The 15,640-nt window shown below is 53.0% G+C and carries 17 protein-coding genes; all 17 read right to left on the bottom strand.

All coding sequences use genetic code 11. The features are described from left to right. Positions 1–44: 44 nt before the first annotated feature. The 17 genes from POTG_RS14690 to spoVE all read right to left on the bottom strand — a co-directional run bounded on the left by POTG_RS14690 (position 45) and on the right by spoVE (position 15,609). Positions 45–551 carry a DivIVA domain-containing protein gene (locus tag POTG_RS14690; RefSeq protein WP_036645630.1) on the bottom strand — a complete coding sequence of 169 codons (507 nt, stop codon included), beginning with the start codon at positions 549–551 and terminating at the stop codon, positions 45–47. 180 nt (positions 552–731) lie between these two features. Then, entirely contained in the window at positions 732–1,514 is a 783-nt protein-coding gene (locus POTG_RS14685; protein WP_036645627.1) for a YlmH family RNA-binding protein, read from the bottom strand. A gap of 2 nt (positions 1,515–1,516) precedes the next feature. Further along, on the bottom strand, positions 1,517–1,801 hold the full coding sequence (locus tag POTG_RS14680) for a YggT family protein (RefSeq protein WP_009225615.1): 285 nt from the start codon (positions 1,799–1,801) through the stop codon (positions 1,517–1,519). Further along, entirely contained in the window at positions 1,801–2,250 is a 450-nt protein-coding gene (locus tag POTG_RS14675) for a cell division protein SepF (RefSeq protein WP_009225614.1), read from the bottom strand. Before POTG_RS14675 ends, POTG_RS14680 begins: the two co-directional genes overlap by 1 nt. Continuing rightward, the gene (locus POTG_RS14670; protein WP_036645624.1) at positions 2,250–2,942 is read right to left on the bottom strand and encodes a YggS family pyridoxal phosphate-dependent enzyme; all 693 of its coding nucleotides are present in this window, start codon (positions 2,940–2,942) and stop codon (positions 2,250–2,252) included. Before POTG_RS14670 ends, POTG_RS14675 begins: the two co-directional genes overlap by 1 nt. Positions 2,943–2,950: 8 nt before the next feature. After that, positions 2,951–3,787, bottom strand: coding sequence for a peptidoglycan editing factor PgeF (gene pgeF, locus POTG_RS14665; protein WP_036645622.1), 837 nt, complete (start codon positions 3,785–3,787; stop codon positions 2,951–2,953). Positions 3,788–4,061: 274 nt separating this feature from the next. Next, positions 4,062–4,397: a YlmC/YmxH family sporulation protein gene (locus POTG_RS14660; protein WP_009225611.1), complete on the bottom strand. Its 336-nt coding sequence runs from the start codon at positions 4,395–4,397 to the stop codon at positions 4,062–4,064. Positions 4,398–4,568: 171 nt separating this feature from the next. Then, complete coding sequence (gene sigG / locus POTG_RS14655; protein ID WP_009225610.1) at positions 4,569–5,351, bottom strand: RNA polymerase sporulation sigma factor SigG; 783 nt, start codon at positions 5,349–5,351, stop codon at positions 4,569–4,571. A gap of 152 nt (positions 5,352–5,503) precedes the next feature. Further along, positions 5,504–6,226: an RNA polymerase sporulation sigma factor SigE gene (gene sigE, locus POTG_RS14650; protein ID WP_009225609.1), complete on the bottom strand. Its 723-nt coding sequence runs from the start codon at positions 6,224–6,226 to the stop codon at positions 5,504–5,506. Between the two features lie 19 nt (positions 6,227–6,245). Next, positions 6,246–7,217 carry a sigma-E processing peptidase SpoIIGA gene (gene spoIIGA / locus POTG_RS14645; RefSeq protein WP_009225608.1) on the bottom strand — a complete coding sequence of 324 codons (972 nt, stop codon included), beginning with the start codon at positions 7,215–7,217 and terminating at the stop codon, positions 6,246–6,248. 188 nt (positions 7,218–7,405) lie between these two features. Further along, a complete protein-coding gene (gene ftsZ, locus POTG_RS14640; protein ID WP_036645617.1) occupies positions 7,406–8,521 on the bottom strand; it encodes a cell division protein FtsZ in 1,116 nt (371 codons plus the stop codon). A 56-nt stretch (positions 8,522–8,577) separates the two neighbouring features. Further along, positions 8,578–9,828 (bottom strand): cell division protein FtsA, encoded by a 1,251-nt coding sequence (gene ftsA, locus POTG_RS14635; protein WP_009225606.1) that lies wholly within the window; start codon positions 9,826–9,828, stop codon positions 8,578–8,580. Between the two features lie 255 nt (positions 9,829–10,083). Next, positions 10,084–10,851, bottom strand: a complete 768-nt coding sequence (locus POTG_RS14630; protein ID WP_009225605.1) for a cell division protein FtsQ/DivIB — start codon at positions 10,849–10,851, stop codon at positions 10,084–10,086. Between the two features lie 116 nt (positions 10,852–10,967). Further along, entirely contained in the window at positions 10,968–12,248 is a 1,281-nt protein-coding gene (murA, locus tag POTG_RS14625) for a UDP-N-acetylglucosamine 1-carboxyvinyltransferase (RefSeq protein ID WP_009225604.1), read from the bottom strand. A 16-nt stretch (positions 12,249–12,264) separates the two neighbouring features. Then, positions 12,265–13,170 carry a UDP-N-acetylmuramate dehydrogenase gene (gene murB, locus POTG_RS14620; protein WP_009225603.1) on the bottom strand — a complete coding sequence of 302 codons (906 nt, stop codon included), beginning with the start codon at positions 13,168–13,170 and terminating at the stop codon, positions 12,265–12,267. A 227-nt stretch (positions 13,171–13,397) separates the two neighbouring features. Beyond that, positions 13,398–14,507, bottom strand: coding sequence for an undecaprenyldiphospho-muramoylpentapeptide beta-N-acetylglucosaminyltransferase (gene murG / locus POTG_RS14615; RefSeq protein ID WP_009225602.1), 1,110 nt, complete (start codon positions 14,505–14,507; stop codon positions 13,398–13,400). 4 nt (positions 14,508–14,511) lie between these two features. Next, positions 14,512–15,609 carry a stage V sporulation protein E gene (spoVE, locus tag POTG_RS14610; protein WP_009225601.1) on the bottom strand — a complete coding sequence of 366 codons (1,098 nt, stop codon included), beginning with the start codon at positions 15,607–15,609 and terminating at the stop codon, positions 14,512–14,514. Positions 15,610–15,640 lie beyond the last annotated feature (31 nt).

The following is a 15,640-nucleotide window of genomic DNA, read 5'->3' as shown; positions in this document are numbered from 1 at the left end:
CCATTTGGCTTCCATGAGGGAGCGCCAAATGGCGTTTGTTGTGATTAGTACAATTCCTGTACTTCTTGACCTTTCTCAGGGACACGTTCGCGGCTCTCCAGCGTATCCCAGGTTTCGCTGCTAAGCAAATCCAACTGGGCTTCCACCAGCGTACGGAAACGAGCGCGGTAAATGGAAGCCTGCTTCTTGAGCTCTTCCACTTCCATCGCGATTTTGCGCGATTTGGCCAGCGATTCGTTGACGATCCGGTCGGCATTCTTCTCCGCTTCCTTCACGATCAACTGGGCTTCCTTCTTCGCGTTGTTCTTCACTTCATCGGCCGCTTCCTGTGCAACGATAATGGTCTTGCTAAGAGTTTCCTCGATATTCGCGAAATGATCCAATTTCTCTTGCAAAGTCAACAGTTGGTTATGAAGCTCCTTGTTCTCCCGGATCACGATCTCATAGTCTTTAATGACTTGGTCGAGAAACTCGTTAACTTCATCTTCGTCATAACCGCGCAAACGTCTGGAAAACTCTTTGTTATGTATATCCAGCGGCGTTAATGGCATGATCCTCACCTCCTAGAAATTTCGAAACTCCCCGTGAAGCGATAGTTCCATCAGCTAATGGTCCCGTTGTTGAACTCGCACCTCAGCGGGAAGACGTGTCCAATTCAATCACGAGATACATTCAAGAACCAGTTCGAACTATCATATTCGACAAGAATCCACCATCTCCTGCAAAACGCCTTATACAAATTTACCGATTTTGACACGATGTCTGCCTTTCTTGGTCAGACCGCCTGCTTCCAGCACCTTAAACCGCCCGAAGCCCTGCAGTGCGACGACATCGCCAACCTTCAACGGTGTGGAGGGGTCCTCCTCCGTTCTCCAGTTCACTCGGCAGCGGCCGGCTTTGATCGGAAGCAGCACTTTGTTGCGGCTTAAGCGAAATACATCGCTGGCGATCCCATCCAGCCGCAATGAAGCCACCGTTAGCTCCATCGGTTCCAGCTCTTTCTCCATCGTCCGCAGTTCGCTGAGGTTCAGCACATCGGTCATGACGTTGACGCGATGCACTTGATGGAGGTTCATTTGCAGAAACGGCGCAATCTCTTCCGCAACGATGACGTGACATCCGTCCTCGCGAACATGGATGTCGCCGATTTTATCGCGTTTGAGTCCTAATCCCAAAATCGCCCCTAAATAATCGCCATGCTGCAGGGCGAGAAATTTCTGGTCTCCTGAGGTGATATCGAGCACTTTCAGTCCCATCGGCTCTTGGCTTAGATCCCGGTAATCCGGAGCAATTAATGCCCGCCGCCGTTCCGCGCCTTCATAACCGCCGTCCAGCCGAATTTGCGTGTCTGGATGACGATTCGCCAGGGTCTCCAGAATATAACACTGCCGCGGATCCAAGAAGTCGCTGAGCTTGACCTCATGATAATCCCCGGCATTCACGACCCATTCCCAGGCTCGGTCGACAAACGGCCGTTCCTCCGGTTTAAAATGCTCATAAATATCGGCTTTCATCATTAGTACCCAAAGATATAGTGGAGAACACTACTTAATCCGAAGAAAGCCAATCGGAGCACAAACAAGGCAATAATCGGGGAGATGTCGATCATCCCCATGATCGGTGGAATAAACCGCCGGAAAGGAGCCAAATAAGGTTCAACCAGCTTGCCGAGCAGCTCGCCGATAAAGCTGTCGCGGGCGTTAGGCACCCATGACATCAAAATGTAAACCAGGATCATATAAAAATAAATGTTGTATAGCAACATCACGATGGAATCAATATAGCCTGCCAAAGCTGTCATCACCTCATTCTGTTATAATCGGAATCCTCCGTTAAAATCTCTGTAATGGATCCCTGAATCTCGACGGTATCCGGCGTGCAGAGAAAAATATTCGATCCAATTTTGGATATGCTTCCGCTTAGCGCATAAATCGTTCCGCTTAAGAAATCGATAATGCGCATAGCTTGATCATTGCGAACCCGCTGCAAATTGATGACGACCGATCGATGGGAACGAAGATGGTCAGCGATTTCCTGCGCTTCTTCATAGGAGCGAGGTTCATAGAGGATCACCTTGACATTCTTCTGGGAGTGAATGCTGACCACGTTGCTTCCTCTCTGATTTTTACGGGATTCAAAGCTTGGGGTTTCAATTTCCGTGTCTTCTTGACCAGAAAACCGTTCGCGCTCCACAATCTCTTCTTCTTCCTGCAAGCCCAGAAAGTTCATGAACCGGTTCATTACTCCCATTACGACAATTCCCCTTTCCCCACTAACAGCGTTCCGAGGCGAACCCATGTCGCCCCTTCCTCAATCGCCACTTCAAAATCTCCCGACATGCCCATCGACAATTCCGTCAACGGCTCCGCCGTCACCGATTGAGCGTTCAGTTGATCACGCAGCTCGCGCAGCTTGCGGAAGACTGGTCTTGTCCGCTCTGCATCCTCCTCGATGGGAGCCATGGTCATGAGACCCACCACGCGGACATGCTTCAAATCAGCGATTTCCTTCAAAAAATCAGCAGCGGCCTCGGGTGCAATCCCTTGCTTGGACGCCTCGCCGGAGACGTTCACCTGCAAAAATGCGGTAACGCTCGTTCCCATCGCAGAGGCTCGTTTCTCCAATTCACGGGCCAGCGACAGCCGGTCCAACGAATGAATATATTGAAATCTTCCAATGACGTCCTTGACCTTATTGCTCTGCAGGTGGCCGATAAAATGCCAGGTCCCTTGCCCTCCGAGCGCTTCCCATTTCGGAACGGCGATTTGCGGGCGATTCTCGCCGATATGCACGATTCCTGCCTCCAGCACTTCGCGCGTAGCTTCAACCGATACATATTTGGTTACGGCGACGACATGGACCTCCTCGCGCTTCCTGCCGCTTCGCTCGCAGGCTGCCTTAATCTGCTCTTCCACGTGCTGTATCCGTTCCTTCAGCGACACGGGAAGGATCACCTCTCTTTTATGCCAATCCAGCTTGCCATTCTCCCTGTAACGCCATTTTGCGCCCGGTAAGAGTAAAAATACTCCGGATGACAGCTTGTACACCACGTTGTACATTCGATATGAGTCGGCAATATTCCTGCTTTAATCATAATGATTCGATTCATTTCTTTCAAGTTCAGCATTGTTTTTCCTGCACGGGGAGATGCGGAAGCATAATGCTGCTCCTCGCCTGGTAGGGCCTCACGGACCTTCTCCATCACCACTTCGTCCACCTCATAGCAGCATTCCCCAATGCTGGGGCCAATCGCCGCCCGGATCTCGCTGCGCTGGCTGCCGAACTCGCGCTCCATCGTTTGGATCATTTCCGCAGCGATCAGACGGACGGTGCCTTTCCAGCCGGCGTGGGCCAAGCCAACGACGCCTCTCACGGGATCAGCGAAATAAAGGGGAACACAATCGGCATAAAACGAGGTGAGCAGCACGCCCGGCACGTTCGTCACCAGCCCGTCCGTTTCCTGGAAAGCGCTGCTGCGGTCCAGGTATCCTTTGCCGCGATCTTCGGCACGAACCACGGCGACGGCGTTGGCGTGAACCTGCTCCCCGCAGGTCCATGCCTCAGGGGCAAACCCCAACGCTTCAGCTAACCGGCGCCGGTTCTCAAGCACGTGCTGAGGATCATCGCCAACGTGGAGAGCCAAATTTAAGGCATCATACGGCGGTTCGCTGACTCCGCCTGACCGTCCGGTAAATCCGGCGCTGATTCCCGGAAAAATATTCGCCCACGGAGCCAGCTCGAGCCGTTCCGGTTGTTGGTCTTTAGCATTCCTTACAAACGGTTCCATCATCCATCTCCTTATAGGAATTAAAATTTAACGGACCTAAACGACCTTATTTATCAAAAAAGCCGCCTAATTTTTTTGTAACGGACCGGAGAGTCGTTATTAGCTTGAAATCGCAGGAAATCATGCCCAGTTCAGCCGAATAAGGTCTTTAGGGTCCGCTACATTTTGTTTCCGGCAGAAATCGGCAGAATAACGTCTCTGAGGTCCGTTATAATTCAAGACACTGTATTTCCTTCAAGTCTACCACAAATCGGCACTACACCGCTTGTGGATTCTAGCTCCGCCGTTCCGCCCGTCCGTCTCGGTCGATATACACCGTCGTGTCGTAGGTCGTCTGCGTTCTTGGTTCTCGGAGTTCCTCCATTTTAACCAACACGACATCAGATCCGATTTTCACGATATTTTTCCATGGGATGATCAGATCGCTCCCTCCGCCAAACAACCCCATAAATTTAGCCCCGACAGGCACAACAATCGCCTCAATAACCCCCTGCCTCAAGTCCAGTTCCAGGTCGCTGATATGCCCAAGCCGTTTCCCGTCCACGACGTTGATGACGTCCTTCGTCTGAAAATCGGATATTTTCATACTCGCCCTTACCACATTGTCCATGGTTCTACCGCCCCCGTCCCGTCTAATTACTCCGTCCCTTTACTATATGAGCGCGGGATTCGGAGCATGCGCCTTGGCCACAGGAAAAGAGACGTCCAAACAACACACAAAAAAACTCCGTAGCGAAATCGGCAGGAGCCCAAATAAAAAAGGTCCCCGCAGGGACCGGATTTACGACTTCACATGCTTCTGCATTTGTAAAATAGCGGATTTCTCGAGCCTGGACACTTGGGCTTGGGAGATCCCGATCTCATCGGCGACCTCCATTTGCGTTTTGCCTTCAAAGAAACGCATGGACAAGATCATCTTCTCACGGTTGCCCAACCGCTGCATCGCTTCGCGTAAGGCGATTTCCTCGATCCAGGATACGTCCTTGTTCTTGTCATCGCTGATTTGGTCCATCACGTAGATGGGATCCCCGCCGTCATGGTAGATCGGCTCGAACAAGGAAACCGGGTCCTGGATGGCGTCGAGGGCAAAGACGACGTCCTCCTTCGGTAAGCCCAAAGCCTCAGAGATTTCAAAAATCGTAGGTTCACGGGAGTTCTGATTGGTCAGGTTGTCCCGCATTTGAAGCGCCTTGTAGGCGATATCTCGCAAGCTTCGGGAGACGCGGATCGGGTTGTTGTCCCGCAGGTAACGCCGAATTTCCCCAATGATCATCGGCACAGCGTAAGTGGAGAATTTGACGTTCTGCGATAAATCGAAATTATCGATGGCTTTCATGAGTCCGATGCAGCCAACCTGGAATAGGTCGTCCACATACTCCCCCCGATTGTTGAACCGCTGGATGACGCTCAGCACGAGTCTCAGATTGCCATTTACTAACTTTTCTCTGGCTGATCTTACGTGGTCCTGCTGCAACGAGTGGAACAATTCACGCATTTCCGCATTGGTTAGAACGGGCAATTTTGCGGTATCGACACCGCAAATTTCGACTTTGTTTCGGGTCATCGTGTCTTACCTCCCAAGGAGAAACTAATGAACAGTATCTCCCGGGACTGCATTTTTATTCCGCCGTCATCTTCCAGGTCGAAGCGAAAACACTTAAGTCGACTTCTGTCGAAATAATTGGAAATTGGGAAAATTTCGCTTCCATCAGGCCATTACACCATCTTGTTAAATTCCTTGCGCAGCCGTTTAATGATCCGTTTCTCCAGACGCGAGATGTACGATTGCGAAATCCCCAGCAGGTCAGCTACATCCTTCTGTGTCTTCTCATCGCCGTCAACGAGCCCGAACCGAAGCTCCATAATCATCCGTTCGCGCTCGGTTAATTTATCCAGCGCTTTGTGCAGCAGCTTGCGGTCGACCTGCTCCTCGATGTTACGATAGATTGTATCGTTCTCCGTACCGAGCACGTCGGAGAGAAGCAGCTCGTTGCCGTCCCAATCGATGTTCAGCGGCTCATCAAAGCTGACCTCGGTGCGGATTTTGCTGTTCCGACGCAGGTACATCAGAATTTCGTTTTCGATACAACGGGATGCGTAGGTCGCCAGCTTGATCTTTTTCTCCGGGTCAAACGTGTTGACCGCTTTAATCAAGCCAATCGCGCCGATGGACACCAGATCCTCGATATTAATTCCCGTGTTCTCGAACTTTCTAGCGATATATACGACCAGCCTCAGGTTGCGCTCGATCAGCATCGCCCGGATGGCGGAGTCGCCGCTGGGCAGCCGCTGCAGCAAGTATTCCTCCTCTTCGCGCGTTAATGGCGGAGGGAGCGCTTCGCTGCCGCCGATATAATAGATTTCTTCACTCTTTAATCCAAAAAGAAACAGCAGCCGGTAATACTGCAGCTGCAGCATCATTTTCCACTTTACATGCATCGCTTTGTATCCTCCTAAGTTACGTTCCCGTTTTACTGATGGTGTCCATGCTTTCATTCGCCTCTGCTGTCTCTACCAGTGCGGGATGAATAATCGCTTGGTAAGTGCCTTCCGTCGATAACCGCCCTCCATCCAAGCCGATCAGCACCCGGGACGTCCGGTGTTCCTGGCCTTCCAGACGGACCGTTACCTCGTCAGGCTTCAGCGCCAGCATGAACTGGGTTCCTTTGTTGATCCCGCGATACGGAACCAAACGCAGCCGCTCCGGCCATGGAAAATCCCCCGCTTCCGTCAGCTCCAAGATGAGGTTGTCCGCACGCTCGTCAGCCAGCTTTCCCCGATACGACGGGGGGAGAACCCGCTCCCAAAGCGCAGCTTCCATCACCGTCACCGGCAGCCGGCTCAGGGGATCGGATAACTGGTTGCCCGTATCGATCAACCCCGTGCACGTAATCGCCGTATCGCCAACACGCACCTCCAACTCGGCCAAGAACGAGCGAATCCGCTCCTGACGCTGACGTGCATCGATCACCCGCTTAAACCAATACAAGACGGCAAAGAAGCATACCAGAATAAACAACGCTCCGATTTTCAAGGAAAACGAAAGCCCGCCGGAAGCCGAATACCATATCCCGCTCCAGATTTCTCCGGAGTCTTGCAGCAAATAATGTACACCTAGAATCCCGCCGGCCGCTGCAAAATTGACGATATAAAAAGCTCCCATATTCCGTAAGTAGTTTTGTAAACTTCCAAATCCGAACGCAACCCACAGCATCACGACAGAGAATAGAAATTTCACCAGAAACGTGTACAGAAATGAGAGCTCCGGCAAAAACATCATGACGACGTACATCGCCCCAACCACCGCCGACAAGGCCAGCCGCCAGAGAACGACTTTTTGCTTCCGCATCCAAGCCGTGACCAGGAGCAAGCTTGCATCGATCAATAGGTTCATCAAAAATATGAGATCGATATAGACAACCAACGGCATTCACCTGCCTGGGTAGATGGTTATCAGTATAAAGAGAACGAGCGATAAAGTCTGTCTAAAATTGAAAGTAGAATGCCACTATTTTTGTCGACATCGCTGAAGAGATTCGCAGGACTGGAGGAGAGAAAAAAAGACCTTGGCCCATACTCGGGTCAAGGTCTCGGGGAAGACGTTTAATAGCTCCTAACCTATTCGTTGTTGTTCCGCGAACGGTTACGAAGAAACGTCGGAATATCCAGTTGGTCGCCGCTAGGCTGGTTGCCGAACGGTCTCAGCGTGGAGGTCGATCGGGTTTCCTGCGGCTCCGGAGCACCAGGGGCAGACACTGCCGGCTTGCGGCTAGGCATCGGCTTGTTCTCGAACCCCGTGGCGATCACGGTAACTTTGATCTCTTCTTTCATATTCTCATCGATGATTGCACCGAAAATCATGTTCACTTCTGGGTCAGAAGCCGCAATCACGATCTCTGCTGCTTCATTAACTTCATACAACGACAGGTTGGCCCCGCCGGTAATGTTCATAATGACGCCGCGTGCCCCTTCGATTGAAGTCTCCAAGAGCGGACTCATGATTGCTTTGCGTGCAGCTTCGGCAGCACGGTTCTCACCGGTTGCAAGACCAATACCCATCAGAGCGGATCCGCGCTCAGTCATGATCGTCTTCACGTCGGCAAAGTCGAGGTTGATCAGACCCGGCACGGCAATCAAGTCAGAAATGCCTTGCACGGCTTGACGCAGGACGTTGTCCGCTTCGCGGAACGCTTCCAGCATCGGCGTCTTCTTATCCACAATCTCAAGCAAGCGATCGTTCGGAATGACGATCAGCGTGTCTACCTTTTCCTTCAATGCTTCAATGCCCATCTCCGCTTGCGTGGAGCGCTTGCGGCCTTCAAACGTAAACGGACGGGTCACGACGCCAACCGTCAACGCGCCGCATTCTCTGGCGATCTCGGCGATAACCGGCGCTGCACCAGTTCCCGTACCGCCGCCCATACCGGCAGTAACAAACACCATGTCGGCGCCTTTCAACGTATTGGCAATCAAATCGCGGGATTCCTCTGCCGCTTTCTTACCCACCTCCGGATTGGCTCCGGCGCCGAGACCGCGGGTCAGCTTGTCCCCGATTTGCAATTTATGTTCGGACTTGGCCAAATGCAGCGCTTGAGCGTCCGTGTTGACCGTAATAAATTCCACGCCCTGCACGCCGTTCTCGATCATTCGGTTAACCGCGTTGCTTCCGCCGCCGCCAACCCCGATCACCTTGATTTGTGCCAAGCTCTCCATTTCGAAATCAAATTCCAACATACTCTTCCATCTCCCCCTCAATATGCATGGATCGCCCATGCATCATTCCTGAACCACTATATAAATTCGCTAAACAAGTTCTTGAGTCGTTCCATCAATCCGCTCTTCCGAACGGTTTCCTGCGGTGCCGGAGCCTTGCTCCGGTTCGCGTTCTTCTTCGGGCTGGAAGCGCTGCGGATCCGCATGTTTCTGACCACCTTATGCAGAATTCCCACCCCGCCGGTGTAAGAAGGATCACGAACGCCGATGAAATCAGGCACAGCAATTCGAACCGAAGCTTCCAGCTCCTGCTGGGCAATCTTGAGCAATCCCGGCATGGACACCGTACCGCCGATCAGGATATATCCCCCCGGCTGCTCGCTGTAGCCAAGACGCTTGACTTCCTGGCGGATCAACTGAAAAATCTCCTGTACGCGCGGCTCCGCAATCGCGGCTAAATCCTCCTGCGTAAACTCCTTGTCCACATTGCTTCCGATCCGTGTCACCTTAAAGGTTACATCCGACGCCGCGTCCTCGATTGAAGCGCAGCCGTATTTCAACTTCGCCTTCTCCGCATGATCCGTTAACGTCCGAAGACCGTAGGCAATGTCGTTCGTTATAAATTCTCCCCCAATCGGAAGCGTGGATGTCGCAACGATCGTGCCGCTTTCAAATACAGCGATCGTCGTGGAACCCGCACCGATGTCTACCAGGACGGATCCCATCGTTTTTTCGTCTTTAGACAACGCCAATTGACCGGCAGCAAGCGACAGCAATATCAGATCCCGAACCTTAAGGCCGGCCTTCTCCACACAGCGAAGCAGATTGTGAATCGCCGTCTTGGAGCCGGTGACGATCGTCGCTTCCACTTCCAGCCGAACGCCAATCATCCCGCGCGGGTCCGAAATCCCTTCCAGTCCGTCCACGATATATTGCTTGGCCACCACATCGATAATTTCTCGTTCTGGCGGCAGGGCGATCACCTCGGCCGCCTTCAGGACCCGCTCGATGTCTTCTTCACCGATTTCCCGGTCTTCATTTTGTACGGCTACAACCCCGTGGCTCGTTTGGAGTCCGATGTGATTTCCCGAAATGCCGACATACACTTCAGATATTTGAATATCTACCATCCGTTCTGCATGATCCACAGCGCTGCGGATCGATTGCACCGTTTGGTCAATATCTACAATCGCGCCTTTTCGAATTCCTTCCGAGTCGGCAGATCCAACCCCAATAATATTAAAGGTTCCATTATTAATTTCCCCAATAATAGCACGAACTTTGGATGTACCGATGTCCAAACTAACAATGATGTCATTGTTGCTCAAGCCCCTGGCACCTCCTATTTCCCCATCAAAATATACTTGCAAAATATACTTGCCGTGTTAGATGCACTATCTACTAATTCAACGCCACTTAACCTTTCCCTCTTTTTTCTACAAATTTTTTGGCTTCCAACTTTTTACATCTCATAGACAGGAAGTAACCTGACTGTGGCAGAGACCCTGCCCCTATCTGAAAAATTAGAAGAAAAAAGAGGGAGAACGCCAACTAGCCCATAAAATGTATTTTATCATTGTTTTTCAATCATGAGTAGTATCATTTTGTCCATCGTCTCCGTCCTCCGTCGTGGAGTAAGGAACATAAGAATCCGCGTCCAGCATCGTCAGCTTTCCAGGATCCTGTGTTTGCAGAATTTCGTTCATGTATTCCGCCTTTTTGGCTAGGAGGGAAGTGGCTGAAATGATTTCGAATTTGGACCGGGTATACAGCTTAATTCGGTCCGGATAAGACAACGTTGGTGAAGGTACGATCTCCGAAATGTCTGCGGTCAGCTCGTCCGGAATTTGCGACAGCGTTTGGCAAAGTTTGACCAAGCCCTCGTCATCGTCCTTCCAACCGGTTAATATCGGCTTGTCCACCGGCATCGCCCCGTCCTTCAGGTCGATGCGCGTTCCGTTGGCGAGCAAGCCTCGCAGCTTCCCGTCCTCTGACAGCACATACGCTGCAATCGGATATTCCTCGATATGGATCGTTACGCTGCCGGGAAACGTTTTGTCTACCTCAGCTTGCTTCACCGAAGGAATCTCTTCCAGCTTGCGGGCGATATGATCGGCACTGACCGCAAAAAACGGCGAACCCACCTGAAGCCCTGTGGCGCCCAACAGCTCCATCTCCGTCGTATACGTATTGCCTTCAAACGTAATGACAGAAATTTTGCTCAGAGTTGAACGGAAAAATAGAACGCATAATAACGCGAGGAACAGCAAGATAAGTATGGTTTTGATTTTTCGTCCGCTTTTCTTCTTGGGCGCAGGTTCTTTTAGAACGGGTACATTCGCTTTTGGCATGTCATTTCTCCGCAACTTTCTGAATAAGTATTACAAAGCTTATTATCCCCTCCAGGGGAGGGGACAAAAGTTTAGGGCTATACTACGAAGGTTTCGCGAATCAGCATCACATTGACCTAGGCCAGATCCAGCTGACGCAAGGCTGGAGATTCACGGCGTACCGAGCCTCCAAGCCGTTGGAACATCGTTTCGATCCGATCATAACCACGGTCGATATGATGAACCTGCTCCACCACGGTTTGACCCTGGGCCGCCAAGCCGGCGATCACCAGCGCCGCCCCTGCACGCAGGTCGGTTGCTTCCACGGTCGCGCCGTAAAGCCGGGGCACCCCGCGAATAAACGCGGAATTCAGGTCCACCGTAATGTCGGCTCCCATGCGAACCAGCTCGCCCACATGCTTGAACCGGCCTTCGAACACGGTTTCTTTCATCACGCTCATTCCGTCCGCCAAGGATAACAGTACCATCACTTGGGACTGCAAATCGGTAGGAAACGAAGGATAAGGTGAGGTCACAATCCGTTCCACCGCTTTCGGACGGCCTGCACTGCTCAACGTTATTATATCATCGCTCACTCCGATTTGAACACCGGCCCGCTTGAGCACGTGCAGCAGCGAAACCAGATGCGAAGGGTTGCTGTGGGTTAGCGTTACGCTGCCGCGGGTGGCGGCAACGGCAATTAAAGCAGTACCCGCAACGATACGGTCCGGGATAATCTCGTAATCGCAAGGGAAGAGGCGTTTCACTCCTCTGATCGTAATCGTGTCGGTACCAGCGCCGATGATGCTGGCGCCCATGGCATTCAAGAAGTTTTGCAAATCCTGAATCTCCGGCTCCCGTGCTGCGTTCGTAATCATGGTTGTGCCTTCAGCCAACGCTGCCGCCATCATGATGTTCTCCGTTGCACCCACGCTGGGGAAATCCAGATGGATGTCGGTACCAACCAGCTTGCTGGCTCTGCACCATATTTGCTGATCGTGCTCTTCAATCTTCGCTCCTAAAGCTTCAAGTCCCTTCAAGTGCAGATCGATTTTCCGTTCCCCGATCGCACAGCCTCCCGGCTGATAGATGCATACTTCCCCAAACCGGGCAAGCAGCGGCCCCATCAAAAAGATGGAGGAGCGCATCTGTTTCATCAAATCCTCAGGAACATGGCTGGAATCTGCTCCCGAGGTATCGACAGTCACCGTATCTCCCAAATGGACGGCTTTACAGCCCAGTCGACCGAGAATGCCTAACATGACATCAATATCGAGCAGGCGGGGGACATTTCGAAGTTGCACCTTACCTTCCGCCAGCAGCGATGCGGCCAGAATCGGCAGTGCGGCATTTTTCGCTCCATGGATACGAATGGTTCCTGATAGGGGTTTCCCGCCTTCGATCACCAATTTGTCCAATGTATCACCTCCGAGTTTACCGTTCACCCACGAAGAAGACCTCCGGCACCAGCGCCACCCCAAATTGATCTTGGACGGCTGCCTTGACTTGCTCCATGAGCGCAAGAACGTCCTCTGCTGTCGCTTGCCCGGTATTGACGATGAAATTGGCATGCAGCGTGGACACTTCAGCCCCGCCGACCTTCATCCCTTTGAGACCCGCCGCTTCGATCAACCTGGCGGCATGATCGCCGGGCGGATTGCGAAATACGCTGCCTGCACAAGGCTGCGAGAGCGGCTGCGTTTTACGGCGGCGGTCCTTGTACGCCGCCATGGCCGCCGCGACCTCCAGCCGGTCACCCGCGGCAAGCGAAAAACGTGCCTGAGCCACGATCCCTCGCTGTTCATGCAGGACGGAATGCCGGTAGGCAAACTTCATATCCTCCGCTGTGTATGTGACCAATTCACCCGTCTCCAGAACAATGTCAGCGGATTTAAATATACGTGACACATCGGACCCGTGGGCACCGGCATTCATGTAGACGGCGCCGCCGACCGTACCCGGGATCCCCCCGGCGAATTCCAGCCCGGTTAACCCCTCTTTGCCCGCCATGATGCTGAGCCGGACGGTGGATGCGCCTCCTCCGGCGCTGACTTCCGTACCGTCGAAAACAATCTGCTCGAACTCACCACCCAGCCGGATGACGCAGCCTCGGATGCCTTTGTCGGAAACCAGCAGATTGGAGCCTTTTCCGATCATCATCCACGGGATTCCTTCTGCGTGGAGCAAGCGCATCAGCTCCGCAAGCTGCCGGGTCGTTTGTGGAACGGCCATCGCATCCGCCGGACCGCCGATTTTCCAAGTCGTGTACTTCGACATTGGCTCATTCGGCAACACCTCCAAGGCCTCCAGCCTGGTCAATTGTGATATCCACTGCTGCATCGTATAACCCTCCTTGACTTGAATGGCGGATACCTTCGGCGGTATTTCGCCGGGTGCCACTGTTCCATATCGGCAGCCGATGACTGCCGGAGCCCGGGTCCTGCAGGGTGATCATCTTGCCCCGCTTGGTTGTCACGATTTATAGAGTATCTTATGCCTCCCTCACGGAGAGTGTGACAATCGCCCAGCCCTCGGCACAAGGCCTTACGCCGCCCATGAACAGCGCCTTATTGGTGTTTGACGAGCCTCCGCATCTCTTCCACGATAAGATGAGCGGAATCCGGTTTGCCCAAGGCACGGGAAGCGGTCGACATCGCGCTGTGCCGACGCAAATCGCTCATCACGCGCTCGATGGACGCATACAGGCTGCGTCCCGTCAGCTCCGACTCCAAAATCACTTCGGCGGCACCGGCGCTCTCCAGCGCGCGGGCATTTTTCTCTTGATGATTGTTCGTCACGTTAGGGGATGGAATCAGAATCGCGGGGATCCCCAGCGCCGTAATTTCCGCCAAAAAAGAAGCCCCAGCACGGTTCACGATCAGCGAGGTGCAGGCCAGAACCTCCGGCATGTTATGCACATAAGGAAGCACCTGCAGATTGGCGGGCAACTCGCCCAATTTCGCCGAAATCGCCTCCACCGTCGAGGCATAATAGCGGTCTCCGGTGACGTACACAAATTTTAAGTGTTCGGACTGTTTAAGCAGCGGAGTCATTTCAACCATCGCTTGATTGATGGCTCGAGCTCCCTGACTGCCGCCGACCACAAGGACAACCGAGCTGCTAGGCGGCAAACCAAGGGATTCAAAGCCCTTTTGTTTATCGGCTGCAAATACGGTTGTCGCCCGCGGATTTCCCGTGTAAATGACGTTTCGAGCTGCGGGGAACGCCTTTTCCGATCCCTCGAAGCTGACGGCAACCGTCGATGCGTATTTGCTCAGGAAGCGGTTCGTTAAGCCCGGAATGGCGTTCTGTTCATGAATGATGCTGGGAATGCCCAGCTTGGCCGCAGCGTACACCACCGGACCGCAGACATATCCGCCGGTTCCGATGACGACATCGGGCTTAAATTGTTTTAACAGTTTCTTGGAAGTTTGCACTCCCTTGAGAAAACGCATGACCGTTTTCACATTATCGAATGACAGCTTCCGACGGAAGCCGGTAATCTCAATCGCTTCAAACGGAATTCCTTGCTGCGGAACAATCGAGCTTTCAAGCCCGCGCTTGCCTCCAATGTACAGAAATTCGGAGCCGGGAAATTCCTTGGCGCATTGGCTGGCGACGGCCAGAGCCGGGTAAATATGCCCCCCGGTTCCGCCGCCGCTTAGTACGACGCGCATATTCTCACCTCGCATAACGGGATAAATTCAGTAGAATGCCCAGCGCGGTCAGCATCAGCGTCAGCGAAGATCCTCCGTAACTGATCAGCGGCAGCGTAATGCCGGTGACCGGCATCAGGCCGATGACAACGCCGATGTTGATCACGACCTGCACGCCAACCATGCCAACGATCCCAACGGCAAGCAAGCTGCCAAACAGATCGTCGATGGTCATGGCAACGCGCATACCGCGCCATACTAAAATTAAAAACAATAACAGAACCAAAAGTCCGCCGATAAAACCTAATTCCTCTGCTAGGATCGAGAAGATAAAGTCGGTTTGCGGCTCCGGCACGTAGCTGTATTTTTGCCGGCTCATCCCCAGTCCCAAGCCCGCCAATCCGCCGGGTCCAATCGCATACAGCGACTGGATGATCTGATATCCTGCGCCCAGCGGGTCCGACCAGGGATCAAGGAAGGCGGTGATCCGCTTCAGCCGGTAAGGCGCTGCCAGGATCAAGCCGACGAAGCCCAGCGCTCCCACGGCCGCCAGGCCGGCTAAATGCCGAATGCGTGCACCTGCGGTAAACACGATCAACAGGGAAGCGCCCAGCATGACCGTCCCCGTCCCCAAATCGGGCTGAAGCATGATTAAGCCGAAGGCAAGTCCGATAATCCCAAGCGGCGGCAGCAGGCCTTTCGTAAAATTCGTGATCTTGTAATCTTCCTTACTCAGCCAATAGGATAGAAACAAGATCATGCCAAGCTTCATAAACTCGGAGGGTTGAATCCCAAACGAGCTGATGCCCAGCCAGCTGCGCGCCCCGCCGCGCACGACCCCGATACCGGGAATCAGCACGATCACGAGCAGGATGAAGCATAGAACCAGCCCGATTTTGGCGTATTTCCGCAGCAGACGGTAATCTACATTCATCATCAGGAACATCGCGATTAACCCAAGTACAGCAAAGAGCAGCTGCCTCTTGACGAAATAGAAAGAATCGCCGTAATCATGGAAAGCGAGTACGGAACCCGCGCTGTATACCATTACGATTCCGATCGCCAGCAATCCGAGAATGCTGGCCGCCAGCCAAAAATCCGGCGCCGTACGGCTCTTGCCCATCGTGGATGCCACCTCTTAACCGAAAGTAGGG

Source organism: Paenibacillus sp. oral taxon 786 str. D14 (assembly GCF_000159955.1).
Taxonomy (GTDB): Bacteria; Bacillota; Bacilli; order Paenibacillales; family Paenibacillaceae; genus Fontibacillus; species Fontibacillus phoenicis.
Note: the sequence above shows the minus strand (reverse complement) of the source record. Positions and strands in the feature narration are given on the sequence as shown.